This window comes from Lutimonas vermicola (assembly GCF_038433205.1).
GTDB lineage: Bacteria > Bacteroidota > Bacteroidia > Flavobacteriales > Flavobacteriaceae > Lutimonas > Lutimonas vermicola.
The window spans coordinates 277,081-303,340 of record NZ_JBCDNA010000002.1; the positions used below are offsets into that span (position 1 = coordinate 277,081).

Sequence of the window (26,260 nt, forward strand, 5' to 3'; positions counted from 1 at the left end):
AAGGCACGATATATCGTGCCTTTATGTTTATCCTTCTATTTCATCTTTAGAACCGACGATGATATGATCGTATTCTCTCATTCCTGTTCCTGCAGGAATTCTCTTTCCAACGATTACGTTCTCCTTCAATCCTTCCAGATAATCTTCTTTACCGCTCACAGCGGCTTCATTCAGTACTTTGGTTGTTTCCTGGAATGACGCAGCCGAAATAAACGATTTCGTTTGAAGTGAAGCCCTTGTAATACCTTGTAAAATTGGCTCTGCAGTTGCAGGAATCGCATCACGTGCTACAAGCAGGTTCTTATCATTCCTACGCAAAATAGAATTTTCATCCCTCAGCACTCTTGCCGAAACGATCTGTCCTTCTTTTAAGTTCTCTGAATCACCGGCATCTTCAATAACCTTTAGTCCATAAATATTATCATTTACTTCCATAAAGTCATTTTTGTGCACCAATTGGTTTTCAAGGAAAATAGTATCCCCGGAATCAATCACTTTAACTTTACGCATCATCTGTCTTACAACAACTTCAAAATGCTTATCATTAATCTTTACTCCCTGCAAACGATATACCTCCTGGATCTCATTTACCAAATATTCCTGAACCTTCGCAGGCCCCATAATATTCAATATATCAGTTGGTGTAGTTGCTCCATCAGATAATGCCATACCCGCTTTCACGAAGTCATTTTCCTGAACAAGGATCTGGTTAGATAACTTCACCAAATACTTTTTAACATCTCCTAATTTAGATTCAACGATAATTTCTCTGTTTCCTCTTTTGATCTTACCAAACGAAATAACACCGTCAATCTCAGAAACAACAGCCGGGTTAGACGGGTTCCTGGCTTCAAATAATTCTGTTACCCTTGGAAGACCTCCTGTAATATCACCTGCTTTACCAGACTTACGCGGAATCTTTACCAAGATCTGTCCTGCTTCAATTTTCTGTCCTTCCTCAATTAATAAATGAGCTCCAACAGGTAAAGAGTAAGATCTTTGAGTTTCTCCTTTTTTCGTTTGAACGTGTAAAGTAGGAATTACTCTTTTCTTCTTGGAATCAGAAATAACTTTCTCCTTAAATCCGGTTTGTTCATCCATCTCAACCTGGTAAGTAATTCCTTCGGTTACATCTTCAAATACAGCCTTACCACCAAATTCAGAAACAATCACCCCGTTATAAGGATCCCACTGACAAATTACATCGCCTTTTTTCACTTTAGTTTGATCACTAACAAAAATATGTGAACCGTAAGGAATGTTATTTGTACTCAAAACGATACCTGAATTTTTATCAAGAATCTTAAATTCACTCGTTCTTGAAATCACGATTTTTACCGGATTTCCTTCATTATCCTTACCATCAACAGTCTTGAGATCATCAATGACCAGCTCTCCGCCGTGATTGGCTACCATTCGGCTGTCCTCAGAAATGTTTCCTGCAATACCACCTACGTGGAAGGTTCTAAGCGTTAACTGTGTACCAGGTTCTCCAATTGATTGTGCCGCAACAACTCCAACAGCCTCACCTCTTTGAACCATGTTGTTCGTTGATAAACTTACCCCGTAACATTTTGTACATATTCCTTTTTTCGCTTCACAAGTAAGAGCTGAACGCACTTCAATGGCATCCAATTCTGCCTCCTCTACTTTCTTCACGCATTCTTCAGTGAATAATTCACCCGCTTCTATGATCAATTCATCCGTAGTAGGATTGAATACATCATGCAGAGAAACCCTGCCAAAAATTCTTTCAGAAAGAGATTCTACGATTTCATCGTTGTTTTTTAACGGCCTTACTTCAAGTCCTCTTAATGTACCACAGTCTTCTTCATTGATGATTACATCCTGTGCCACGTCAACCAGTCTTCTTGTAAGGTAACCGGCATCAGCTGTTTTCAATGCTGTATCCGCCAAACCTTTCCTCGCACCGTGAGTTGAAATAAAGTATTCAAGGATTGATAACCCTTCTTTAAAGTTAGAAAGAATAGGATTCTCAATAATCTCTCCACCACCTGCAGTAGACTTTTTTGGTTTCGCCATCAATCCACGCATACCTGTCAGCTGTCTGATCTGCTCTTTAGATCCCCGTGCACCTGAATCAAGCATCATATACACAGAGTTAAATCCTTGTTGATCTTCTCTTAAGCGTTTCATCGATAATTCAGTCAACCTGTTATTTGTAGATCCCCAGATGTCAATTACCTGGTTGTATCTTTCCTTATTGGTCAACATACCCATGTTATAACTTGTCATGATAGAATCTACCTGCTTGTTGGCGCTATCGATCATATCGTATTTTTCCTCAGGAATAATAATATCACCCAAACTGAATGACAATCCACCCTGAAAGGCAAATTTATAACCCATGTTTTTTATATCGTCAAGGAACCTTCCGGTAGTTGGAACGTCAGTAACTTTTAAAATATCACCAATGATATCCCTCAAAGAACGTTTGGTCAATACATCGTTGATATATCCTGCTTGTTCGGGAACAACCTCATTGAACAATACCCTACCAACGGTAGTTTTAATGATCTGAGTGACTAATTCTCCCTTTTCGTTAAAGTCTTTGCCTCTTACCTTTATACCTGCGTTAAGATCAACTTTTTTCTCATTGAAAGCAATTTTAACCTCTTCCAAAGAATAGAACGTGGTACCTTCTCCTTTCACTTTATGTTCAGGAGTAGAAATACGTTCCTTGGTCATATAATACAGACCTAAAACCATATCTTGAGATGGCACCGTAATTGGTGATCCATTAGCAGGGTTCAGGATATTATGAGAGGCAAGCATCAATAATTGAGATTCTAAAATGGCTTCCTGTCCAAGTGGAAGGTGAACCGCCATTTGATCCCCATCGAAATCCGCATTAAATGCAGTACACACCAATGGGTGCAACTGAATTGCTTTACCTTCAATCAATTTAGGTTGGAAAGCCTGAATACCAAGCCTGTGCAAAGTAGGGGCCCTGTTCAGTAATACCGGATGTCCTTTAAGGACGTTCTCCAAAATATCCCAAACTACAGGTTCTCTTTTATCTATAATTTTTTTCGCTGATTTCACAGTTTTAACAATACCTCTTTCAATCAGTTTTCTGATAATAAAAGGCTTGTACAATTCTGCGGCCATATCTTTAGGTAAACCACATTCGTATAATCTCAATTCAGGACCAACGACAATTACAGAACGTGCTGAATAATCCACACGTTTACCTAAAAGGTTTTGACGGAATCGCCCTTGCTTCCCTTTTAGTGAATCTGAAAGTGATTTTAGCGGTCTGTTGGATTCAGTTTTTACCGCAGATGATTTTCTCGTATTGTCGAACAACGAATCCACTGATTCCTGTAACATACGTTTCTCATTTCTCAAGATCACCTCAGGCGCCTTGATCTCCATTAATCTTTTCAAGCGATTGTTACGAATGATCACCCTTCTGTACAGGTCATTCAAATCGGATGTAGCGAATCTACCACCGTCTAATGGAACTAAAGGTCTTAATTCCGGCGGAATAACCGGAACTACCTTCATGATCATCCATTCGGGCTTATTTTCTTTACGGGTATTTGCATCCCTGAAAGCCTCTACAACGTTTAAACGTTTTAAAGCCTCCATTTTACGTTGCTTGGAAGTTTCTGTATTTGCTTTGTGCCTCAATTCATAAGACAAGGCATCAAGATCGATTCTTGCCAACAATTCTATCAAACATTCAGCACCCATCTTGGCGATGAATTTATCCGGATCATTATCATCGAGATATTGATTCTCCTGAGGCAGCGTTTCTAAAATGTTTAAATACTCTTCTTCAGTAAGAAAATCCATTTTTTGCAATGGCTCTCCTTCTTCATTTTTTGCAATACCTGGTTGAATCACTACATAACGCTCGTAGTAAATGATCATATCCAGTTTCTTTGATGGTAAACCTAACAGGTAACCCATTTTATTTGGCAGTGATCTGAAATACCAGATATGCGCCACAGGCACCACAAGGTTTATGTGTCCAACCCTGTCTCTACGGACTTTCTTCTCGGTTACCTCTACACCGCAACGGTCACAGATAATCCCTTTATACCTTATTCTTTTATATTTTCCACAGGCACATTCATAATCTTTGATCGGACCAAAGATCCTTTCACAAAACAATCCGTCTCTTTCTGGTTTGTGCGTACGGTAATTTATCGTTTCCGGCTTCAAAACCTCTCCTTTTGATTTCTCAAGGATGATTTCAGGAGATGCCAGGCCAATCGTGATTTTATTGAATTTTTTTACAGTGTATTTTTCTCTTTGTCTTGCCATGGTAATGGATAGAATTAAATTGTAAAAATTATATTGTGGTCCCGCCTCGCGTCAAAACGCAGAGCGGGACATGGATTGTTGTTTATTCTTCGAGCTTAAGGTTAAGACCCAATCCTTTCAATTCGTGCATCAACACGTTGAAAGACTCCGGTAAACCAGGCTCGGGCATTGCGTCACCCTTAACAATTGCCTCATACGTCTTGGCTCTACCAAGAACGTCATCAGATTTTACTGTTAAGATTTCTCGCAAGGTAGCAGACGCACCATAAGCTTCAAGTGCCCATACTTCCATTTCTCCAAACCTTTGACCACCAAACTGAGCCTTACCTCCAAGAGGTTGCTGCGTTATTAATGAATAAGGTCCGATAGAACGGGCGTGCATCTTATCTTCAATCATATGGCCAAGTTTGATGATGTAGATCACCCCAACTGTTGCGGGTTGATCAAATCTCTCACCAGTACCGCCATCGTATAGATAGGTATGACCAAAATCAGGAATCCCAGCCTTTCTGGTCAGCTCCGTAATTTGATCAATATTGGCACCATCAAAAATCGGTGTCGCATATTTTTCTCCAAGGTTTTGACCGGCCCAACCCAGAACCGTTTCATAGATCTGACCAATGTTCATCCTTGAAGGTACACCTAAGGGGTTTAAGACAATATCCACCGGAGTTCCGTCTTCAAGGAAAGGCATATCTTCTGCCCTAACAATTCGGGCCACAATACCTTTGTTACCGTGACGTCCGGCCATTTTATCACCCACCTTTAATTTACGTTTTTTCGCAACATAAATCTTGGCAAGTTTAATAATTCCCTTTGGTAATTCATCACCTACAGTTACAGCGAATTTCTTTCTTCTCAATGATCCCTGAAGGTCACTTAATTTGATCTTATAATTGTGTATTAATCTGTTTACAAGATCATTAAGATCCTTGTCAGTAGTCCAAACACCCTTTGTTAAATGTTCGAAATCAGCAACTGAATTCAACATTTTTAAAGTGAATTTCTTCCCCTTTGGTAAAATCTCTTCTCCAAGGTCATTTTGAACTCCCTGAGAAGTCTTCCCATTAATCAAACCAAAAAGCTTGTCTAATAATACATTTCTCAACTTGTCGTATTCAACAGAGAATTCAATTTCCAGACTATTGACTTCTTCCTTGTCTTTAACCCTTTTAGCCTTGTCTTTAATTGCTCTTTGGAATAATTTCTTATCGATAACTACCCCTCTAAGCGATGGTGAGGCCTTTAATGAAGCATCCTTAACATCACCGGCATTGTCACCAAATATGGCTCTTAATAATTTTTCTTCCGGAGTAGGATCTGATTCTCCTTTTGGAGTAATCTTACCGATAAGAATATCGCCCGGTTTGATTTCAGCACCGATCCTAATCATACCGTTCTCATCAAGATCTTTCGTAGCTTCCTCACTAACATTCGGAATGTCAGCGGTTAACTCTTCAGCTCCCAATTTAGTATCTCTTACATCCAAAGCATATTCGTCAATGTGGATTGAAGTAAAAATATCTTCACGAACCACTCTCTCAGAAATTACAATCGCATCCTCAAAATTATAACCTTTCCAAGGCATAAACGCAACCTTCATATTTCTTCCCAAAGCCAGTTCACCTTTTTCAGTGGCATAACCCTCACAAAGAACCTGGCCTTTTACAACCTTACTGCCTTTACTTACGATCGGGTGCAGGTTGATGGAAGTACCCTGGTTGGTCTTCCGGAATTTGATCAACTCATAAGTTCTTACATCAGAATCAAAACTTACAATTCTGTCTGCTTCGGAGCGCTCGTATTGTATTTCAATTTTATCTGAATCAACATAAATTACTTCACCATTCCCTTCTGCATTGATCAATATCCTTGAATCTTCGGCAACCCTTCTTTCAAGGCCTGTTCCCACAATCGGAGACTCAGGACGCATTAAAGGTACTGCCTGACGCATCATATTCGATCCCATCAATGCCCTGTTCGCATCATCATGCTCAAGGAACGGAATCAAGGAAGCTGAAATAGAAGAGATCTGATTTGGAGATACGTCCATATAGTTTACCTCAGTGGCTTTTACTACAGGGAAGTCACCATCTAATCTGGCAACTACTTTTTCAAGTATGATGTTTCCATCTTTATCCAGGTCAAGATTTGACTGAGCGATCCTTCTTCCTTCTTCTTCTTCAGCACTCAGGTAAATTGGTTCTTCTGTGACATCTACATGCCCCTCATTAACCTCTCGGTAAGGCGTTTCGATAAATCCTAAATTATTCACTTTGGCATATACAGCAAGTGAAGAAATCAAACCAATATTCGGGCCTTCCGGTGTTTCAATCGGACATAATCTTCCGTAATGCGTAAAGTGAACATCACGAACCTCAAATCCGGCTCTTTCACGAGAAAGGCCTCCAGGCCCTAGTGCTGATAATCTACGTTTATGCGTGATCTCTGCCAACGGATTCGTTTGATCCATAAACTGAGACAACTGGTTGGTACCAAAAAAAGAATTAATAACAGATGACAAGGTTTTCGCATTGATCAGGTCAATAGGCGTGAACACCTCGTTATCACGAACATTCATTCTTTCACGAATGGTACGGGCCATTCTTGACAAACCAACTCCAAACTGTCCTGCAAGCTGCTCTCCAACAGTCCTTACACGACGATTCGATAAGTGGTCAATATCATCAACTTCTGCTTTAGAATTGACCAGGTTGATCAGGTTCTTTACAATAGTAATGATGTCTTCCTTAGTAAGTACTTTCTGATCAATATCAACATCAAGCCCTAATTTCTTATTCATTCTGTAACGTCCAACTTCTCCAAGATTATAGCGTTGTTCAGAAAAGAATAATTTATTGATTATTCCTTTTGCAGTTTCGTAATCCGGCGGTTCAGCATTACGCAATTGACGGTATATATGTTCAACAGCCTCTTTTTCAGAGTTTGTTGGATCCTTTTGCAAAGTGTTATGAATAATGGCATAATCACCTGCTTCATTATCTAATTTGTGTAATAAAATGGTTTTGGCACCGGATTCAATGATTTCATCTATATGCTCCTTCTCTAGAATAGTATCTCTGTCAAGAACAATCTCATTACGCTCTATCGATACAACTTCTCCTGTATCCTCATCTACAAAATCCTCGAACCATGTTTTAAGAACTCTGGCGGCAAGTTTTCTATCAAGCACTTTTTTAAGCCCGCTTTTTGATACTTTGACCTCTTCAGCAAGATCAAAGATCTCCAGTATATCCTTATCTCTCTCAAAACCAATGGCTCTGAACAAAGTAGTAACCGGTAATTTTTTCTTTCTGTCAATATAGGCGAACATCACCTGATTGATATCAGTTGCAAATTCAATCCATGAACCTTTAAAAGGTATGACCCTGGCTGAATATAATTTAGTTCCATTAGCGTGAAAAGACTGGCCAAAGAAAACCCCTGGTGAACGGTGCAGTTGAGAAACAACCACTCTTTCGGCCCCGTTTATTACAAAGGTACCACTGTGGGTCATGTATGGAATTACACCTAAATATACATCTTGAACAATAGTTTCGAAGTCTTCATGCTCAGGATCAGTACAATATAACTTTAAACGTGCCTTAAGCGGAACACTGTAAGTAAGCCCTCTTTCAATACACTCTTGGATGGAATATCTTGGCGGATCTACAAAGTAATCTAGGAATTCTAAAACAAAATTATTTCTTGTATCGGTAATAGGGAAGTTTTCCATAAAGGTTTTGTACAAACCTTCGTCACTTCTTTCATCAGATTTGGTTTCTAATTGAAAAAAATCCTGGAAAGATTTAATTTGAATATCGAGGAAATCAGGATATTCAGTAATCAATTTAGCTGATGCAAAGTTTACTCTTTGGGTTTTTTGTTTCGTTGCCAATGGAGAAAAATTTAAATTAAATGATAAGAACGAATATATATGCAAAACGGTTTAGGTCTAAGCGGTATTACCCCAAAGACCTAAACCTTAGTTGTTTAGTAGCTAAGTGAATTATTTAAGCTCAACTTCTGCTCCAGCTTCTTCTAAAGATTTTTTAAGCCCTTCTGCCTCATCTTTTGAGATTCCTTCTTTGATAGGTGCTGGTGCACTATCAACGATTCCTTTAGCTTCTTTTAAACCTAAACCAGTTAATTCTTTAACCAATTTAACTACAGCTAATTTAGAACCACCTGCGGCTTTAAGGATCACATCAAATTCTGATTTTTCCTCTTCAGCGGCTTCTCCACCTGCTGCAGGTCCTGCTACTGCTACTGCAGCGGCTGCAGGCTCAATACCATACTCTTCTTTTAAAATATTTGCCAATTCATTAACTTCTTTTACTGTTAAGTTAACCAACTGTTCTGCGAAATCTTTCAACTCTGCCATTTTTCTACTGTTTAAATTTTATTATTTAGTTTATTAGTGTGTTTATTATTTTTCAGATAAAGTCTGAAGGATACCATGTATCTTACCACCACCTGATTGAAGCGCTGAAATAACATTCTTCGCTGGTGATTGCAACAATCCAATAATCTCTCCGATCATCTCTTCTTTCGACTTGATGCTTACCAGGTGGTCCAGTTGGTCATCTCCAACATAAACTGCCTCTTCAACATAAGCTCCTTTAAGAATTGGCTTCTCCCTCTTCCCTTTACGGAAAGCTTTGATTACCTTCGCCGGAGCATTACCTATTTCTGAAATCATCAGGGAAGTGTTTCCCTTAAGAACGGTTGGTAATTCTCCAAAATCTTTATCACTACTATCCATTGCCTTTGCAAGCAAGGTATTTTTCACTACTGCTAATTTTACGTTAGCTTTAAAACAAGCTCTTCGTAAATTAGAAGTGTCAGAGGCATTCAATCCTGAGATATCTGCTAAATAGATTACTGGGTTATCAGTTAACTTGCCAGTTAAATCTTGTATTACTTGCGATTTTTCTTCTCTTGTCATAATTCAAAAATTTACAGCATTAAACTGATTTAGCATCTATTGCAACTCCAGGGCTCATTGTGCTCGACAAGAAAATACTCTTGATATACACTCCTTTCACAGTTGAAGGCTTTAACTTTACTATGGTTTTGATCAATTCATTTGCATTCTCGGCAATTTTATCAGCTTCAAAAGAAACTTTACCGATTGACGCATGAACAATACCAGTTTTATCCACCTTAAAGTCAATTTTACCACCTTTAACATCTTTGACTGCTTTAGCCACATCCATAGTAACGGTTCCTGTCTTTGGGTTTGGCATTAAACCCCGAGGGCCTAATACTCTACCTAAAGGACCTAATTTTCCCATTACACTAGGCATAGTGACAATAACATCAACATCTGTCCATCCTCCTTTAATTTTTTGAAGGTACTCATCCAATCCAACGTAATCAGCTCCTGCTTCTTTGGCTTCTTCTTCTTTATCAGGAGTAACCAATGCCAATACTTTAACATCCTTTCCTGTACCGTTTGGAAGGGTTACAACACCTCTTACCATTTGGTTGGCTTTACGTGGATCTACACCTAAACGAATTGCAAGATCAACACTTGCATCAAATTTTACGCTGGTGATTTCCTTTACCAGAGTCGAGGCCGCTAATACATCATGAGATGCACTAGGATCTACTTTTGCTCTGGCTTCTTTTTGCTTCTTTGTTAGTTTTGCCATTTTCTTACGCTGTTTTAACTGGAGCTGTTCCCTTTACACGAATTCCCATAGATCTCGCTGTTCCTGCAACCATCAACATAGCCGACTCAATCTGAAATGCATTTAAATCCTGCATTTTATCTTCAGCAATGGTACGTATCTGATCCCAGGTAACGGATGCTACTCTTTTACGATTAGGTTCTCCAGAACCTTTCTTAACTTTAGCCGCTTCTAACAATTGAATTGCTGCTGGAGGAGTTTTTACAACAAAATCGAAAGACTTATCCTTATAAACATTAATTACAACTGGTAAGACCTTTCCGGGCTTGTCTTGAGTTCTAGCATTAAACTGCTTACAGAACTCCATAATATTAACTCCGGCAGCACCTAATGCGGGTCCTACTGGTGGTGACGGATTTGCCGCGCCTCCTCGTACCTGCAATTTTACTACCTTACTAACTTCTTTTGCCATCGTTTTAACTTTAATTAATAAAATACACTAAGTGGAAGCTAATGCATTTACATAATATCGTAACATTTATGATATTTTCTCAACCTGCATATAGTTCAATTCCAAAGGAGTTTTTCTCCCAAAAATCTTCACCATAACCTCAAGTTTTCTCTTTTCTTCATTTATCTTTTCAATGGTTCCATCAAATCCATTGAACGGACCATCAATAACTTTTACCGTTTCACCGGCAATAAATGGTATTGCAACATTTTCATTCTGAACCGCCAAATCATCAACTGTTCCCAACATTCTGTTTACTTCTGATTTTCTTAAAGGTACAGGATCACCTCCTTTAGTTTCTCCAAGAAAACCAATAACACCTGTAACAGATTTGATTACGTGAGGGACTTCGCCGCTCAAATTCGCCTCTACCATGATATACCCGGGAAAATAAACCTTCTCTTTGTGGTATTTCTTACCATTTCTGATTTGGATCACTTTCTCTGTTGGCACCAACACCTGGCTTACATAATCAGATAATCCCAATCGAGCTATTTCATTCTCGATATAAGTTTTTACCTTATTTTCTTGTCCACCGATGGCCCTGACGGCATACCATTTCATTACAGAAGAATCAGACATATAATTATATTAATTAAAAATATTGAAATATTTTTCTAAGCCCATTTGAAAGAACTTGTCAACAAAAAACACAGCGAGGGCAAAAATAACAGTAAACACTGCTACCAATACCGTATTCTTTTGTGCTTCATTTCTTGGCATCCAAGAAACATGATGCTGCAACTCCCCAAATGATTCCTTAATGTAATTCACTATACCCATTATTGTCATTTTTACGCACGGGTGGAGAGGCTCGAACTCCCGACACCTGGTTTTGGAGACCAGTGCTCTACCAACTGAGCTACACCCGTATGGTCAGAAAATGCACCTTTTATACAGAGGTCATTTGTCTCCCAATTAATCAGTATGTCTTCATTAAAAACATACTTTTTTAAAAGAATATAAGGCGCTTCAATAAAGAAGCACCTGATATTCAATTTTTTATTTCAACTGAAAATGATTATGATTAATCAAGAATTTCAGTTACCTGTCCAGCACCAACTGTTCTACCACCTTCACGGATTGCAAAACGCAAACCAAGGTTCAAGGCAATTGGCTGAATCAAATCAACAGTAATTGTCAAGTTGTCACCAGGCATAACCATTTCAACACCATCAGGTAAATTAATTGTCCCTGTAACATCCGTAGTTCTAACATAGAATTGAGGACGGTAGTTTTTATGGAATGGAGTATGACGTCCACCTTCTTCTTTTTTCAAGATATACACCTCAGCTTTGAATTTAGCATGCGGAGTAATAGAACCTGGCTTACAGATTACCATACCTCTCTTGATCTGGTCCTTATCAATACCTCTTAATAAAATACCAACGTTATCACCAGCTTCACCTCTATCCAAAATCTTACGGAACATCTCTACTCCAGTAACTGTAGAAGTTAATTTCTCAGCACCCATACCAATAATATCAACAGAATCACCAGTGTTTGCAACACCTAATTCAATACGACCAGTAGCAACAGTTCCACGACCAGTAATAGAGAATACATCTTCAACAGGCATCAAGAAATCCTTATCAACGTCTCTTTTAGGAATTTCAATCCAAGTATCGACAGCATCCATTAATTCCATAACAGTATCAACCCATTTTTCCTCTCCGTTCAATGCTCCTAAAGCAGAACCCTGAATAACAGGACCGTTATCACCATCATACTCATAGAATGAAAGAAGATCTCTTACTTCCATTTCTACCAATTCCAGTAATTCCTCATCATCAACCATATCTACTTTATTCATAAACACAACCATTCTAGGAATACCTACCTGACGTCCTAACAAGATGTGCTCACGAGTTTGTGGCATCGGACCATCAGTAGCAGCTACTACTAAAATTGCACCGTCCATTTGAGCGGCACCAGTTACCATGTTCTTAACGTAATCCGCGTGACCCGGACAGTCAACGTGTGCATAGTGACGCTTTTCAGTTGAATATTCAACGTGCGCCGTATTAATGGTTATACCTCTTTCTTTTTCTTCAGGTGCGTTATCGATCTGATCGAAATCCTTTACTTCAGAAAGTCCTTTATCTGCCAACACTTTTGTAATGGCAGCAGTCAAAGTAGTTTTACCGTGGTCAACGTGTCCAATAGTACCAATATTTAAATGGGGCTTTGAACGATCAAAAGTTTCTTTTGCCATGATTGTTAAATTTTAATCTTAGTTATATATATATTCGTGTTTAATTCTATTTTGAAGCATCTATAAATTGAGCCAATGACGGGATTTGAACCCGTGACCTCTTCCTTACCAAGGAAACGCTCTACCCCTGAGCTACACCGGCTTAGGTATTTTTAAAACCGGATTCCTTTCAATGTATTTCGGGTTCAAGCACATATTTACCCGGAATAGGTTTTATTCATTTCAACTATACCTATCAATAAGTTGAAAATAGAGCGGGAGACCGGGCTCGAACCGGCGACAATCAGCTTGGAAGGCTGAAGCTCTACCAACTGAGCTACTCCCGCTTAAATTTTTTTCATTAAACAAACTTGTGGGGAGAGCAGGATTCGAACCTGCGAAGGTTTCCCAACAGAGTTACAGTCTGTCCTCGTTGGCCGCTTGAGTATCTCCCCTCAATTTTACTATTTTTTTCAAAGACCTGAGCCGATGGAGGGACTCGAACCCACGACCTGCTGATTACAAATCAGCTGCTCTAGCCAGCTGAGCTACATCGGCTTTTTCACGTGAAAAATTCCAAAAAAAACGAAACAAATTTCATTTGTCTTTCTCGGATATCTACATAAAAAAACAAACCGCTTTTTCTAACGGTTTGCAAATGTAAAAAGTTTTATCAGTTCTGCAAAACTTTTTGACTATATTTTTAAAATAATTATGCTCTTAATTTCTCTTTTCGTTTAACCAATTGTCTTTTAACCGAATCAACAGCCAGACTAACACCTTCTTCAAATGTTTTTGAATGTTTTTTAGCCACAATATCAATACCTGGCAGCTTCACTTTTATATCAATTATTTTATTTTCTTTTTCGCTCGTACTTTGCACCTTCAGAAATATTTCCGCACCGATAATATGATCATGGAATTTCTCCAGATTATTAACTTTCTTTTCAATGTAATTGACTAAATCGTTGCTAATATTGAAATTAACAGATTGAACAGATATTTTCATAAGTTAATAGTTTTTATTGCTCCTTGGATGAGCCCGGTTATACATTATTTTCAAATCCTTCAAGTTACTGTGTGTGTAAACTTGTGTCGAAGCCAGACTGGAATGTCCAAGCAATTCCTTTACGGAATTCAAATCAGCTCCTTCGCTCAGCAAATGCGTCGCAAATGAATGCCTCACTACATGAGGGCTTTTTTTCACTTTAACCGACACCTTACTAAAATATTCATTTATAATTCTGTAAACAAGAGTCGGATAAATAGCATCTCCTTTTTTCGTAACGAAAAATGAATCCGATATTCTGTGAATATCCTTCCTGAGTAATTTGTATTTTTTTATGGTTCCGGCCACCGAGTTCAGTAACGGCAGTTGCCTTTCTTTATTTCTTTTTCCTACCACCTTTACAATACTTTGTGAATGGTCAATGGACGTATCTTTTAAACCAATCAATTCGGCCCTGCGCATTCCTGTTGTGTAAAGAAGTTCAATAATCAGTTTATCCCTTACTTGTTCAAAACCACCTGCCTGATCGAAAAAATCAAGTACTTCATTCATCTCTTTTTCTGAAAACGGCACATTGACTCTTTTCTCCACCTTAAGGGATTTATGCTTTCTTAAGGGGTGCTCTTCTATTTGCTTTGATTTTAGTAAAAAATTAAAATACGACTTTAAAGAACTAATTTTTCTATTGATCGATCTGTTTGAAATACTATTCTCTACCAAATTAACGATCCAACTTCTGATAATCGTATAAGACACAGTAGAAATCTCCTTTATTTGAAATTCTCTTTCACAGAACTCCTCAAAAGATTCCAGGTCTTTATTATAAGCCGCAATAGTGTATGGTGAATATTTTCTTTCGCAATCCAGATAGGTTATAAAATGAGTTATGCTCAAAATCAATCTTCAGTTATCAATAAATATTTCAATAGTCTAAGCGCTTGTGAACCCATGCTGCTAAATCCAAAAATACAAAAAATACCTCATAAACCTTAAAAATTAACATAAAAAAAGTCCCGTAAATACGGGACCTTTTTTAGTTAGAAGGTTTTAACCTTTCTCTTCTGAAGTTCTTAAAGCCTGAACATATTGGGCTTTTTGAATCTGTTTACGCCTTAAGACTGAAGGTTTTGTAAACTCCTTTCTTTCGCGCAACGTTCTCATTGTCTTCGTTCTATCAAATTTTCTCTTAAAACGTTTTAACGCTCTGTCTATATTTTCACCATCCTTTACCGGAATAATTAACATAGTGGGGCACCTCCTTTCATGTGTACTTTAAATTTATTTTTAGGGCTGCAAATATACAAAGAATTAGTTCGAAAAAAATGTATTATATTTAATTTTTATTCTATCCCCCAAAATGAAACAAAAAGTTAAACTTTTTTTTATTGTAGTCGTTGGCCTGTTCTTTGTTGTTGTGGGCTTTTATTTCTGGGCATCTTCGCCCAATCTACCTCACAAGGATTACAATGTTTCGGGTCAGTACAATCTCAACACAGGGGGCTCCTTACATGATTCTGTCCTTAGTGTTTTAACCTATAATATTGGCTATTTAAGCGGAATGACCAATAATTTACCCGTTCAAAATTCAAGCTCGCTTTTCGAAGAGAACCTCAACAAGGTGATCTATGAATTGAAAAAGGCCGACGCTGATATTCTGGCTCTTCAGGAAATCGATTATGGCTCAAAAAGATCCTATCATGTTGATCAGCAGAAAGAACTTGGAAAACTCGGGTATAATTATTTTGGGCAAAGCATAAACTGGGACAAAAAATATGTTCCTTTCCCGTATTATCCATTCAGTGTGCATTTTGGGGAAATCCTTTCAGGGCAATCTGTTCTTAGCAAGTATCCTATTTCGGAACTGGAAAGAATCGAATTGAAGAGAAATACATCTAACCCCTTTTATTATGACAGTTTCTACATAGACAGGCTTGCCCAGGTCGTTAAAATTAAAATAAACTCCAGAACCCTGATCCTTATTAATGTGCATTTAGAAGCTTACCATAAGGAGACCCGAAAAATACAAATGCAGCAAGTAAAAAACCTTTATATTAAATACTACAAAGACTTCCCTACAATTTTACTCGGAGATTTTAACAGCGACATCAACTTTGACGGAGCCGCTATCAACATGATCATGGAAATTCCTGAAACCGGATGTGCAGCCTTTGATTCATCAGTTCAAAACAATACTTTCAATTCAATATCGCCTACTGAAAGGTTGGATTATATTTTTTACAACAAGAGGTTTATCAAAGAAGTGGATGCCGAAATACTGACGCAATTTAAAATGGCTTCAGATCACTTGCCTTTACAACTGAAATTCAAATTTAAAAACCAATTTTATGCAAACTCTCGACCACAACCGAACTCTTGATGCCAAAGAATGGGCATTGACCATCTTTATTTCTTCTCTGCCTTTAATTGGGATCATAATGTTGCTGGTTTGGGCCTTTAGTGATGATGCGAATATTCATAAAAAGAACTGGGCTAAAGGAACTCTTATACTTTGGATCATAGGCTTTGTTATTGCTTTTGCCTTTTTGTTTCTATTTGGCGGTATTGCTATACTGTCTCAAGTATTTAATTAATATTCTATGTAAAATTCGAAGCATCATAAACTTGATGCTTCGGTTTTTTTCAGGAACACTGACCAATTCACAAAGAAAATCCAAGCACATGTTGTAACATCCTCATGTAAAAAGGTTCATGTAAGCCCTCCTTACTCCTTTTTCCCGAAAACTCGCTTGAACCAGGATTTGTTTTTTTCTCTTTTAGCTTGTTTTTTGGCCTTTTTAGTCGCCTTTTTAAAAGTCATGTTTTTGTCTTTAAATATATTATCGAAGAATTTTTCAATTTCAGAATCATCAATAAAATCCGGACAGTTCAACGCAAATGTATTTTGCTCTGAAATTTTTAAATCGCTAAGGTATTTGGGTCTCAGGGTACGATTATTCTGAACCTGTTGTAAGGTTTTCCCGACAATTGGAAGCGCAAGGGCGCTGCCCGAACCATTTGTACCGCTTCTAAAATGTATCACGGGATAACTTGCCCCAACCCTGGTGGCTATTACCAGGTCATTATTATAGGCCAGAAACCAGGCATCACCATAATCCTGGGAAGTTCCTGTTTTTCCCGCCAATTCGCTTCTAATACCATAAACAGAATTCAAGGCCCTTCCTGTACCCTCCCTGACAGCTTTTGCGAGCATGGCAGTCAATAAGCCGCTTGTCGATTCCTTGAGGACCCGGTCAAGTTGAACAGCTTTGGGGTGCTTGTAAAGGCTCCGCCCATCAGAAGTTCTTATTTCTTTGATAAATACTGGTTTGATCCTTTTTCCCGCATTCGCAAATGCTGAATAAGCTATGGCCATTTCATATAGACTGGCTGTTGAAATCCCCAAGGCAACAGAAGGTTTATCGCTCAATTCCTGTGAAAATCCCAAAGACTTCCAGGTGTCGTTCAAGACATTAAAGTCCTGTTGAAAAAATAAATTTACGGTAGGGATATTCATTGACTTTGACAAAGAGGCGGCCATTGAATACTTCCCCCCTGCCGAACGATCATAATTCTGAGGTTGCCAATCCTCGAAATCTTTTAGAATCACGGCCTCATTATCGAGATACTGGCAAGGCATAGCCCCTTCTTCCAGTGCTGAGGCATAAAGTATGGGTTTAAATGCTGATGCCGTTTGGCGCTGTGCAAATATCTGATCATATGGCTGTGTCCGGAAATCAATCCCTCCTACCCAGGCTTTTACAAAGCCATCGTTGGGGTCGACGGCGATTAAGCCGGCATGAAGCAGCTTTAAATTGGCAGACACGCTGTCTCGAACCGAAATTGAATCCGAGGAGAACCCGTTCCATGTAAATATTTCTCTGCGTTTTTTAACATCTGCCACCTCAGTTAATTTCAACCTTTTCAATTCCTTATTAACCAGCGCATCAAGCGAGGCTTTATCGGAACCATTCGAATACTGCCTGTTCAATTGTTGCTGCATTTTTCCCAAATGAGATTTAAAAGCCCTCAAAGCATATTGCTGCAATTCATAATCCAGGGTTGTTTCTATGATCAAGCCACTTTTTTTTAGATCATATACTGTATCAGCTCTTTTATTGATCGTTTCTAATATGGCCAAAGCCTCATTTCTAATCTGAACCAAATAATAATTGGCAGGGCCTTCTGATTCCAGATTCGCATAATCCAGGGATAAGGGAAGTGCCTGCAGTTCATTTGTCCTTTTCTCTGTCAAATACCCATATTTTTTCATTTGTTCAAATACAACATTCCTTCTATTCAGGGCATGTTCAGGATACAACCTTGGATTGTAGTAAGTATTTGCTTTGAGCATTCCAATAAGCACCGCCGATTCCTCTGTTTTTAACTTTTTTACGCTTTTGTTAAAATAACGGTGAGCCGCCGCTTCAATTCCTAAAACATTCTCCCCGAATGGCACCGTATTCAAATAAAGTGTTAGAATATCCTCCTTTGAATACATGCTTTCCAGCCGATATGCCAAAATCATTTCCTTGGTTTTGTTCACGGGCATTGAAAGAAATCCATGGTTACTTCTTCCAAACATGTTTTTGGCCAGTTGCTGGGTAATGGTACTGCCACCACCTGCGCTTTTTTGCTGTAAAACCAATGTCTTGACCAATACTCTTAACAAACTGCGCGAATCCACCCCCTCGTGTTCAAAATATCGGGCATCTTCTGTTGCCACCAATGCATGTATAAGCTCTTTAGGGAGATGATCAAAATCGACATTGGTCCTGTTATCCGCAAAAAACTTACCGATTAACCTGCCCCTATCAGACAGTACCAGTGAAGCTGTCTCATTTTTGAATTCCTTTAGTTCCTTCTTGGTAAAAACATGGCCAAATACACCTAAATATATTGAGCCAATAAAAAGCCCAAAGAGTAAGGTCCCGAGTAACAAAAATTTAACAAAAAATACTATTAGTTTTCTTTTCATAAGGCAAAAGGAAAGTTCCTTTGAACTTTTCTAAATCGTTTTGGGTAATGAAACTTTACTATCTTTTCATGACTACAAGCGTAGCTATATAACCTGTAAGTATATTCCACTCTTTATCCGCAAGAAGCATCCCATTCTCATCTAAAACTTTGAATTCAGCAGTATTTGGTCCTGAGGAACCTTGATTGAGCGCCTCAATATCAATCCGATTAAATCCTTCTTTTAGGTTGATGTCAATGCTGTAATAGCCTCCCTGGAGGGTTATGCTTCTGCGAATTACTTCTTCATTTACATATAATTTGACTCGATCTCCATCGACATAACTGTGATCCCTGCAGATAATTCGAATGGTTTTTGAATTTGTTTCCAGCTTTCCAAGTTCCAGGGAGGTCTGAATCTTATTGATGCTCACATCTTTCCCATTCCAGTAGTTTGAAACAAGGACATCCTTGTCTATCTGGTTGAGATTGTTCATACTCCTTTGCTTCTTTTGGGGAATGACGCTATAGGATGGAAATTTATCCGCAATGTCTTCAATTGTTCCAAAAAGAGTTATTGTTTCAGCCTTGATCTCCTTATTCTCTGCATCTTGAGGGACAAATTCCATGACATTGCCCTTGTTAGGCTGGTATTGAAACACGTCAGTTTCCTCCGCAATGTTATTGTCAATTTGAGCGAATATTCCAGCGGTTAAGAAAAAAAACACAAAAGTTGCGAAGATTTTTTTCACGATTTAACAGAGCATTTAATAAAAAATTCCGGGCCGCAAATTACAAATTAAAGCCTACCTTTTTATTAAAACTTTATTAAAACTTACAAGCTTACTTTGGCTAGGACTGCTCCTTTTCATAATTACGCTGTATCTTCTTGATCGCGTTATCTATTGATTTATCTGGTTCTATAACGTTTAATTCTCCCCAGAATGAAGGATCAGCAAATCCCGATGCCTCATCAGTAAGTATTACATTTTTTCTCATTCTATCCCTGTTCTTAACTGTGATATCCTGATCATTGGGCTTCCAGTCGGTAATAGCCATTTCAATAGCGATATTATAGATAGAATTAAATAATTTTTTATCCCATTTGACTTTAAAAGACAGCTCAATACGGCTATAATTGAAATGCCATTTACCATTGGTCTGCTTGTAATCGATTATGTATTTGGTATCGAGTGGAATCACATCTGCATTAGCCGGTTTTTTCTTGACAAAGAATTTTTTTGCTTTGCTTAGGTTTTCCAAATTCAAACTGAAAACTGCCTTAACCAAGGCGAAGCTCTCGGTGTCGATATAGAGTTTTCCTTGATAGAAAGGCTCCACCATAGTCGGCTTTTGAACAAAATCTATCACATAAACATTTCTCTTGTCCATATTGATCATTTTGTCAAAGGAAAATTTATAGATATCAAACATATCCCCCGAAAAGAACAATTCTTCATTTCTCATCATATCCATACTTAAGTTATTATACGGACCTCCCTGTAACTTGATCACGAGCGTATCGATCTTATTGTAATCAGTGCTTTTTCTTGCTTTGTCGAGTACAACGTAATCGCCCTGTATAACTTTGGTTGGCTTGTAAACGTCAACGACCGCTTCAGAAAGGGAAGCATAAGTTTTCCTTTTTCTGATGGATTCCCTGTAAAATGCCTTGGCTATAACAGGTTCTCTGTATGTATTCGATTTCCTTTGCTCTATCACTTTTTTAACGACCGATATCGGATTGGCTTCGACCAAATTCACATCTGGCAACTTCTCAAAAGACTCTTCCATGGCAAATGTCATTTCCAGCCCTGTAAATGATCTTAAAGGAATTATTTTATTTTGGTAACCCAAATAAGTAACCACTACTTTCTCGTTTTCCAGGGCCTTAGGTACCTTTAGCAAAAACACTCCGTCAAGATTGGAAATTGTCGAGATATTGGAATTGCTAACTGAAACAGAAGCGTATTCCAATGATTTTTTCGTTTTTGCGTCAATCACAACCCCTTTGTATTCTTTAAAGTCTGACGTTTCTTCCTGGGCTTCTACCGAAGGATGAACCAATAACAAAGCCGTTACATATATAAAGGCGGTTAATACTATTCTGAAGCGGTTGTCTATTTTATTCATTATGGATACCATATTAATTGAATTTACATATCATTTGAACTATTGAAATTACCGATTTCTAGTCAATTATAAAAGAATTTTAACTTAATTATAACACTTGCGATCTTTCTTTTGGCAATGCTAGCTTATCTTGTGAATAATAGGGTTAAAAGCCTTTGACGCTATTAACACCTTGTCTCCAATTTCAAGAACAGCTGCTTCCTGGTCATTGGCAATCACCTTGACCAGATTCCTGCCGATTAAGACCGTAACAATCACAATAAAATCCTGTTTTACCATACTCATAATTTCACCTGTAAATTGAAACTTGGCGTTTACCCTGTCATTCGTAAACATGCCCACAGGATCTCCTTGACGGATGATAAGGCCTTGATCAAGTTCTATCATAAAATCTGATAGCCTGATTATTTCGGAGACGTCATGACTTATCAAAAGTGTGGTAAGATTAAACTCCCTATGCGCTTTGAGAATATACGTCTGAAGTTTCACCCTCATTTCATGATCCAGGGCCGAAAGAGGTTCATCCATAAGCAGCAATCTGGGTTTTCTTACCAATGCCCTTGCAAGTGCTACTCGCTGCTTTTGTCCTCCCGACAGCGTATTGGGCTTCCTGTTCTGTAATTGCCCAAGGTCAATGATTTCGACCAGTTGATCAACAATTGTTCCTGGCTGACCTTTCGCCTGGGCGAACAGAAGATTTTCCCTTACGGTCATATTCGGGAAAAGGGCGTATTCTTGAAATACAAAACCAATTTTCCTTTTTTGCGGGGGTAACATTATTTTTTTGTCTGTATCGGTCCAAATTTCATCACCCACTTTTACATATCCTTTTTCGGGATCCATAAGCCCGGCAAGTAACATCAGCAAAGTACTTTTACCTGCACCTGATTTACCGTAAACTGTAATCAGTTTACCTTCTTCAAGTTTGACCTGTACATTGAGGTTCATGCGGCCTCCCGGCGACTTTAACAATTTTTGAAGAGAGATATCAATCATGGCCTTCTGTTTTATTAAAATAACCTCCGTTAATTAGGTAAACCATCAGAAGAATTGCAAAGGTGATCCCAAAAAGAATTAAGGAATAGGTATTTGCGGCTCCATAATTCAAACTTTCAACTTCATCATATATGGCTATTGAGGCCACCCTTGTCTTTCCAGACAGGTTTCCCCCTATCATTAAAACCACTCCAAATTCGCCAATGGTATGCGCAAAGGCTAAAATAATTCCGGTAATCAAGGAGGGCTTGATGTTAGGCAGTAAAACCCTGATCAAAGTGGTTAATTTAGATTTGCCCATCACGTATGAGGCATTCTTCAAAGAAGGAGATAAATTGGCAAAACCGGCCTGAATAGGATGCACCATAAAAGGTAAACTATAAATTATTGATCCGAGTACAAGACCTTCAAATGAAAATACAAGACGCAGCCCGAGCCATTCATCCAACCAATTCCCAAACCCATTCGAAGGGCTTAATGCCAAGAGCATATAAAATCCAATTACGGTGGGTGGCAATACCAGGGGCATGCTCACAAAGGTCTCGGCTACCGGCTTTAAACGAGAACGGGTATTGGCAAGCCAGTACGCAATGGGTATTGCAATCAGCAACAATAAAATCGTAGTGATCAAAGCGAGTTTAAAAGTGATCAATAATGGGTTCCAGTCTATCATTTTGACAACATCAATTCATTGGTTTTTACCATAGCCGTTAGTTCCATATCCTGAACAATCTGCAGTTGTTTCACTGCATTTGAGGTAATGATGGAAGTAATTGTTCCCATTTCGGTATCGATGCTAACCTTACTCAATAAAGTATCCGATTCAATGTGGCTTACCTTACCCTTCATTTTATTTCTGAGACTAATACCACTCATATCACCGACACCAAGGATAACTTCAGTTTCTTTAAAAATGATCTTGACCTTATTGTCTACAAAGAGATAAGGCGCAGTTTCAGGTGTATCAATAAGGATCGTTGAAAATACAGCCGATCCTACCCTCACTTTTACAATCGAAAGATCCCCGTTTACTTTTATACTATCTATATGTCCTTCTAATATGTTCATTAAAATTCAATCTGATAACCAAACTTATGCAAAATTTCCTTGCCTTCGCGTGAAAGGATAAAATCCCTGAACTGAATCGATTTTGTTTTGAAGGATTCCCTTGCCTTCAAAATAACCATACCCTGTGCGATTGGTCGATAAAGACTTTTGTCGATTTCTTTCCAGAAGCCGCGATTTTGCATACGTGGGGACATCACTACTGATTTTGACGTGAAACCCAAGTCTGCTGCCTTGGAGATGATGAATTGATTCGTTTGGGAAACGCTTTCTCCAAATACAAGTTTATTTCGAATTGACTCTTCAATACCCAAGCCTTTTATCACTTCCAATGCCGTTACACCGTAGGGTGCCGTTTTGGGATTGCCGATGGCAATATGCTTCACCTCTTTTGCAGTGAGGGATTCCAAATCAGGATTGATTTCTTTCTTTAGGGTCCATAAGATCAAATTACCGTAGGCATAAATGACGGGTTCCTCAAAAGTAAAACCATTTTTAAAAAGTTCTTCCGGATACTTTAAATCGGCCGAAAGGAATACGTCGAATGGGGCACCTTCAAAAATCTGTGCAGTAAGTTTTCCACTCGAACCAACAATGATTTCACATTCCACTCCGGTTTGATCAGAAAATTTTTCAACCAATTCTTCAATTGCAAACTGTAAATTAGCCGCTACGGCAACGGTTAATTTATCATCTTGTTTAGATCCGCAAGAGATCAGTATCAGGAAGGAAAGCAGTAAACCTAAAAAAAATATTTTTTTAGCAGTATTTCCAGAAAGCATTTGGTACCTTTTAATATGTAAAAATACAAGAACTTTTCGATTTTCCAGAGATATCTTTTATTCATAGGTTATAAAACTCAGAGGGGCCGTTCAGCCTGTCAGACCGCTTCAATCTCTCTGCTGTGATATCACAGGACTCTATTCTTTTTCAGGTGACAGGTATTTATAGACGATCCCTGCCAAAGCCATCTTTGCCTGAAAGCAATTCAAAACCAAATAAAACACCAAGCATTTATCAATTACAAAAGCACTTTTCAAAATGAGTTGCCTCTCTTCGTTGTTTAATGGTCAATGGTACTTATTTTAAAGTTATTAGCCGAATATCTTTGCCCGGCAGTAATTAATTATTTAATATTACAAAACGGGTAATTAAGATTTATAGCATAAAGTAGTTTCGAAAAGTAATTTTGGCAATTAATCTTATGCCATGCAGTCAATGATTTTATATTCACAAAACTCTGAAAAATGGAAAAATTCGATTCAAGTAAAAGGCTTATTTCACTGGATATGCTCAGGGGACTTACCATTGCATTAATGATTGTTGTAAACGATCCGGGGTCATGGGAACATCTGTACTGGCCTCTTGCGCATGCCTCCTGGCATGGCGTAACAATTACAGATTTTGTTTATCCCTTCTTTATTTTTATCGTAGGTGTTTCAATTGTACTGTCCTCCTCCAAACAATTGGCAGCCGGCGCCAATAAAAGGGAAATGATAAAAAAGATCTGGATCAGATCATTGAAAATATTCGGATTGGGGATTTTACTTAACCTGTTTCCTTATTTTAATTTTATGGAATTGAGAATTCCGGGTGTCTTGCAGCGCATCGCTCTGGTATATTTGGTATGTGCGCATATTGGTTTGGTGACCAACTGGAAGGGTCAAGTAAAGATTGCAGCAGCACTGCTGATTGGTTATTGGCTGGCGATGATGCTGATTCCTGTGCCAGGAATCGGAGCAGGTGTTTTAGAACCTGGTCAAAATTTAGCAGCGTGGATTGACAGCATGGTTATTCCACTAAGAATGTACCGGGGAACCTGGGATCCTGAAGGCTTATTAAGTACTATACCCGCAATTGCAACCGGTATAACAGGGATGCTGGCCGGTCAATTACTCAGACAGGATATGAGTATAGAAAAGAAATTAAATTACATGTTCTTTATCGGATTTTTATGCGTCATCGTAGGATATGCATGGGATCTGGTTTTCCCTTTTAATAAAAACCTATGGAGTAGCTCCTTTGTGATGTTCACTTCGGGATGGGCCTTTATGTCTTTTGCTGCCTGTATTTTAGTCGTGGATATTCACGGCTATCAAAAAGTTGCCAGGTTTGGTGTCATCTACGGAAGCAATGCTATAACAATTTACGTTCTGGCCGGTATGCTTCCTGTACTCTTAAGTAACGTTCTGGGCTTACAAGGACTATTCTTTAACGGCTTGGTCGACATTGGCATGGCGCCAAAACTCGCCTCAGCATTATGGGCCGTTGTTTATATGTTTATCTGTTTTATCCCTGCCTATATTTTATACAAGAAAAAAATATTTATAAAAGTATAGCCTCAGGGGATACGCATTTTCTTACAATTTCAAGACCCTGATCTTTTGGTCAGGGTATTTTTTGTTGCGGTACATGATTTGATGACATCTATTTGTACTAAGGTCATCATTGAGATATTGCCAAAACCATATCAACCTTAGTATCGCTTTGCCAATGGAGTCATATAGTGTATTCCACGATGACCTGTTTATGGCTACGAACATCTCTAAGCTCCTGTAAAACAAAATAATGGTTTATAAAATCATGGAGGAATATATTGAAATACACCCGTAATTTCGTATCTTAAAGGGTTGTAATACGCATTAGTTTATTTTTAAATCTCGTCATTATGAACCCAATCAATTTTTTCTTAGTCATTCTTGTTGTTTTCCTATTATCCGGCATTCGAATCGTTTATGAATACAAGAGAGCCGTTAAATTCCGATTTGGGAAATATGTCTCCCTCCTAAAACCGGGATTCAGATGGATTATTCCGGTTGTCGACAGAATTCAACTTGTAGATATAAGAGTCATAACGATTAACATACAGAAACAAGAGGTAATGACCAAAGACAATGTGCCATGCCATATTAATGGCGTTTTGTTTTTCAAGATTGACGACGCCACCAAAGCGATTCTTCAGGTTGAAGATTTTGTATTTGCCATTTCTCAGATGGCTCAGGCCACGCTTCGCGATGTATGCGGAAAGGTGGAACTGGATACCATTTTGTCAGAGAGGGAAGAAATAGGGCGAAATATCAAGAACATTGTTGAACTGGAAACCGAGATCTGGGGTATCTCCATTCAGGATGTTAAAATCAAAGATATCGAATTGCCTGAAAACATGAAGCGCTCCATGGCCAATCAGGCAGAGGCTGAACGTTCACGAAGAGCGAGAATCATTCTGGCAGAGGCAGAAGAACAGGCTGCCTCCAAATTACTTCAGGCAGGGAAGATCATTGATCAGTCACCCTCAGCAATCAAATTAAGGCTGTATCAAACCTTGTCAAATATAGCCAGTGAGAAAAATTCAACTATCGTATTTCCATTTCCAGAAGAAGCGCTGACCTCCAAAAAGTGAGCGTATAAAATTACTTTAATTGAAAATACTCAGGCATGTGTTAGTCATTAAAGCCACAAGCATTTTT

General features: G+C 38.5%; 23 protein-coding genes and 5 tRNA genes. 4 read left to right on the forward strand and 24 right to left on the reverse strand.

From position 1 onward, the window contains the following. Positions 1-27: 27 nt before the first annotated feature. The 17 genes from rpoC to rpsU all read right to left on the reverse strand — a co-directional run bounded on the left by rpoC (position 28) and on the right by rpsU (position 14,891). Positions 28-4,296: a DNA-directed RNA polymerase subunit beta' gene (rpoC, locus tag AABB81_RS08635; protein ID WP_342159964.1), complete on the reverse strand. Its 4,269-nt coding sequence runs from the start codon at positions 4,294-4,296 to the stop codon at positions 28-30. 82 nt (positions 4,297-4,378) lie between these two features. After that, the gene (rpoB, locus tag AABB81_RS08640) at positions 4,379-8,194 is read right to left on the reverse strand and encodes a DNA-directed RNA polymerase subunit beta (RefSeq protein ID WP_342159965.1); all 3,816 of its coding nucleotides are present in this window, start codon (positions 8,192-8,194) and stop codon (positions 4,379-4,381) included. A gap of 111 nt (positions 8,195-8,305) precedes the next feature. Next, the gene (gene rplL / locus AABB81_RS08645) at positions 8,306-8,680 is read right to left on the reverse strand and encodes a 50S ribosomal protein L7/L12 (RefSeq protein ID WP_342159967.1); all 375 of its coding nucleotides are present in this window, start codon (positions 8,678-8,680) and stop codon (positions 8,306-8,308) included. A gap of 45 nt (positions 8,681-8,725) precedes the next feature. Then, positions 8,726-9,244, reverse strand: coding sequence for a 50S ribosomal protein L10 (gene rplJ, locus AABB81_RS08650; RefSeq protein WP_342159969.1), 519 nt, complete (start codon positions 9,242-9,244; stop codon positions 8,726-8,728). Between the two features lie 19 nt (positions 9,245-9,263). After that, positions 9,264-9,953, reverse strand: coding sequence for a 50S ribosomal protein L1 (gene rplA / locus AABB81_RS08655; RefSeq protein WP_342159970.1), 690 nt, complete (start codon positions 9,951-9,953; stop codon positions 9,264-9,266). A 4-nt stretch (positions 9,954-9,957) separates the two neighbouring features. After that, positions 9,958-10,404: a 50S ribosomal protein L11 gene (rplK, locus tag AABB81_RS08660; protein ID WP_342159971.1), complete on the reverse strand. Its 447-nt coding sequence runs from the start codon at positions 10,402-10,404 to the stop codon at positions 9,958-9,960. 66 nt (positions 10,405-10,470) lie between these two features. Continuing rightward, the gene (gene nusG / locus AABB81_RS08665; RefSeq protein ID WP_342159973.1) at positions 10,471-11,025 is read right to left on the reverse strand and encodes a transcription termination/antitermination protein NusG; all 555 of its coding nucleotides are present in this window, start codon (positions 11,023-11,025) and stop codon (positions 10,471-10,473) included. Positions 11,026-11,034: 9 nt separating this feature from the next. Further along, positions 11,035-11,226, reverse strand: coding sequence for a preprotein translocase subunit SecE (gene secE / locus AABB81_RS08670; RefSeq protein WP_342159974.1), 192 nt, complete (start codon positions 11,224-11,226; stop codon positions 11,035-11,037). A gap of 16 nt (positions 11,227-11,242) precedes the next feature. After that, positions 11,243-11,315 (reverse strand) — tRNA-Trp (locus AABB81_RS08675). A 155-nt stretch (positions 11,316-11,470) separates the two neighbouring features. After that, positions 11,471-12,658, reverse strand: a complete 1,188-nt coding sequence (tuf, locus tag AABB81_RS08680) for an elongation factor Tu (RefSeq protein ID WP_342159975.1) — start codon at positions 12,656-12,658, stop codon at positions 11,471-11,473. Positions 12,659-12,728: 70 nt separating this feature from the next. Beyond that, positions 12,729-12,800, reverse strand: a tRNA-Thr gene (locus AABB81_RS08685). A gap of 111 nt (positions 12,801-12,911) precedes the next feature. Continuing rightward, positions 12,912-12,984, reverse strand: a tRNA-Gly gene (locus AABB81_RS08690). Between the two features lie 27 nt (positions 12,985-13,011). Beyond that, positions 13,012-13,092, reverse strand: a tRNA-Tyr gene (locus tag AABB81_RS08695). Positions 13,093-13,121: 29 nt separating this feature from the next. Further along, positions 13,122-13,195, reverse strand: a tRNA-Thr gene (locus tag AABB81_RS08700). Positions 13,196-13,349: 154 nt separating this feature from the next. Beyond that, complete coding sequence (gene hpf, locus AABB81_RS08705; RefSeq protein ID WP_342159976.1) at positions 13,350-13,646, reverse strand: ribosome hibernation-promoting factor, HPF/YfiA family; 297 nt, start codon at positions 13,644-13,646, stop codon at positions 13,350-13,352. Between the two features lie 3 nt (positions 13,647-13,649). Beyond that, complete coding sequence (locus tag AABB81_RS08710; RefSeq protein WP_342159977.1) at positions 13,650-14,540, reverse strand: tyrosine-type recombinase/integrase; 891 nt, start codon at positions 14,538-14,540, stop codon at positions 13,650-13,652. Between the two features lie 153 nt (positions 14,541-14,693). Further along, positions 14,694-14,891, reverse strand: coding sequence for a 30S ribosomal protein S21 (gene rpsU, locus AABB81_RS08715; RefSeq protein ID WP_342159978.1), 198 nt, complete (start codon positions 14,889-14,891; stop codon positions 14,694-14,696). Between the two features lie 112 nt (positions 14,892-15,003). Between rpsU and AABB81_RS08720 the strand changes: the two genes are divergently transcribed. Continuing rightward, positions 15,004-16,023: an endonuclease/exonuclease/phosphatase family protein gene (locus AABB81_RS08720; RefSeq protein WP_342159979.1), complete on the forward strand. Its 1,020-nt coding sequence runs from the start codon at positions 15,004-15,006 to the stop codon at positions 16,021-16,023. Further along, on the forward strand, positions 15,992-16,237 hold the full coding sequence (locus tag AABB81_RS08725; protein ID WP_342159981.1) for a hypothetical protein: 246 nt from the start codon (positions 15,992-15,994) through the stop codon (positions 16,235-16,237). Before AABB81_RS08720 ends, AABB81_RS08725 begins: the two co-directional genes overlap by 32 nt. Before the next feature lie 131 nt (positions 16,238-16,368). Here the strand turns inward: AABB81_RS08725 and AABB81_RS08730 are convergent, their stop codons facing one another. From AABB81_RS08730 to modA, 7 genes are all read right to left on the reverse strand, one after another. Continuing rightward, complete coding sequence (locus AABB81_RS08730) at positions 16,369-18,621, reverse strand: transglycosylase domain-containing protein (protein ID WP_342159982.1); 2,253 nt, start codon at positions 18,619-18,621, stop codon at positions 16,369-16,371. A gap of 58 nt (positions 18,622-18,679) precedes the next feature. Beyond that, positions 18,680-19,351 carry a hypothetical protein gene (locus AABB81_RS08735; RefSeq protein WP_342159983.1) on the reverse strand — a complete coding sequence of 224 codons (672 nt, stop codon included), beginning with the start codon at positions 19,349-19,351 and terminating at the stop codon, positions 18,680-18,682. 100 nt (positions 19,352-19,451) lie between these two features. After that, complete coding sequence (locus AABB81_RS08740; RefSeq protein WP_342159984.1) at positions 19,452-20,744, reverse strand: carboxypeptidase-like regulatory domain-containing protein; 1,293 nt, start codon at positions 20,742-20,744, stop codon at positions 19,452-19,454. Between the two features lie 108 nt (positions 20,745-20,852). Further along, the gene (locus tag AABB81_RS08745) at positions 20,853-21,728 is read right to left on the reverse strand and encodes an ATP-binding cassette domain-containing protein (protein ID WP_342159985.1); all 876 of its coding nucleotides are present in this window, start codon (positions 21,726-21,728) and stop codon (positions 20,853-20,855) included. Then, positions 21,721-22,401, reverse strand: a complete 681-nt coding sequence (gene modB / locus AABB81_RS08750; RefSeq protein WP_342159987.1) for a molybdate ABC transporter permease subunit — start codon at positions 22,399-22,401, stop codon at positions 21,721-21,723. Before modB ends, AABB81_RS08745 begins: the two co-directional genes overlap by 8 nt. After that, complete coding sequence (locus AABB81_RS08755) at positions 22,398-22,796, reverse strand: TOBE domain-containing protein (protein ID WP_342159989.1); 399 nt, start codon at positions 22,794-22,796, stop codon at positions 22,398-22,400. Before AABB81_RS08755 ends, modB begins: the two co-directional genes overlap by 4 nt. After that, on the reverse strand, positions 22,796-23,575 hold the full coding sequence (gene modA / locus AABB81_RS08760) for a molybdate ABC transporter substrate-binding protein (protein WP_342159990.1): 780 nt from the start codon (positions 23,573-23,575) through the stop codon (positions 22,796-22,798). The genes AABB81_RS08755 and modA overlap by 1 nt, the downstream gene beginning before the upstream one ends. A 465-nt stretch (positions 23,576-24,040) precedes the next feature. Here modA and AABB81_RS08765 point away from each other — a divergent pair, with 465 nt between their 5' ends. Together AABB81_RS08765 and AABB81_RS08770 are read left to right on the forward strand one after the other, a co-directional pair. Then, positions 24,041-25,132 (forward strand): acyltransferase family protein, encoded by a 1,092-nt coding sequence (locus tag AABB81_RS08765; protein ID WP_342159991.1) that lies wholly within the window; start codon positions 24,041-24,043, stop codon positions 25,130-25,132. A gap of 329 nt (positions 25,133-25,461) precedes the next feature. Next, positions 25,462-26,193 carry a slipin family protein gene (locus AABB81_RS08770; RefSeq protein WP_342159992.1) on the forward strand — a complete coding sequence of 244 codons (732 nt, stop codon included), beginning with the start codon at positions 25,462-25,464 and terminating at the stop codon, positions 26,191-26,193. Positions 26,194-26,260 lie beyond the last annotated feature (67 nt).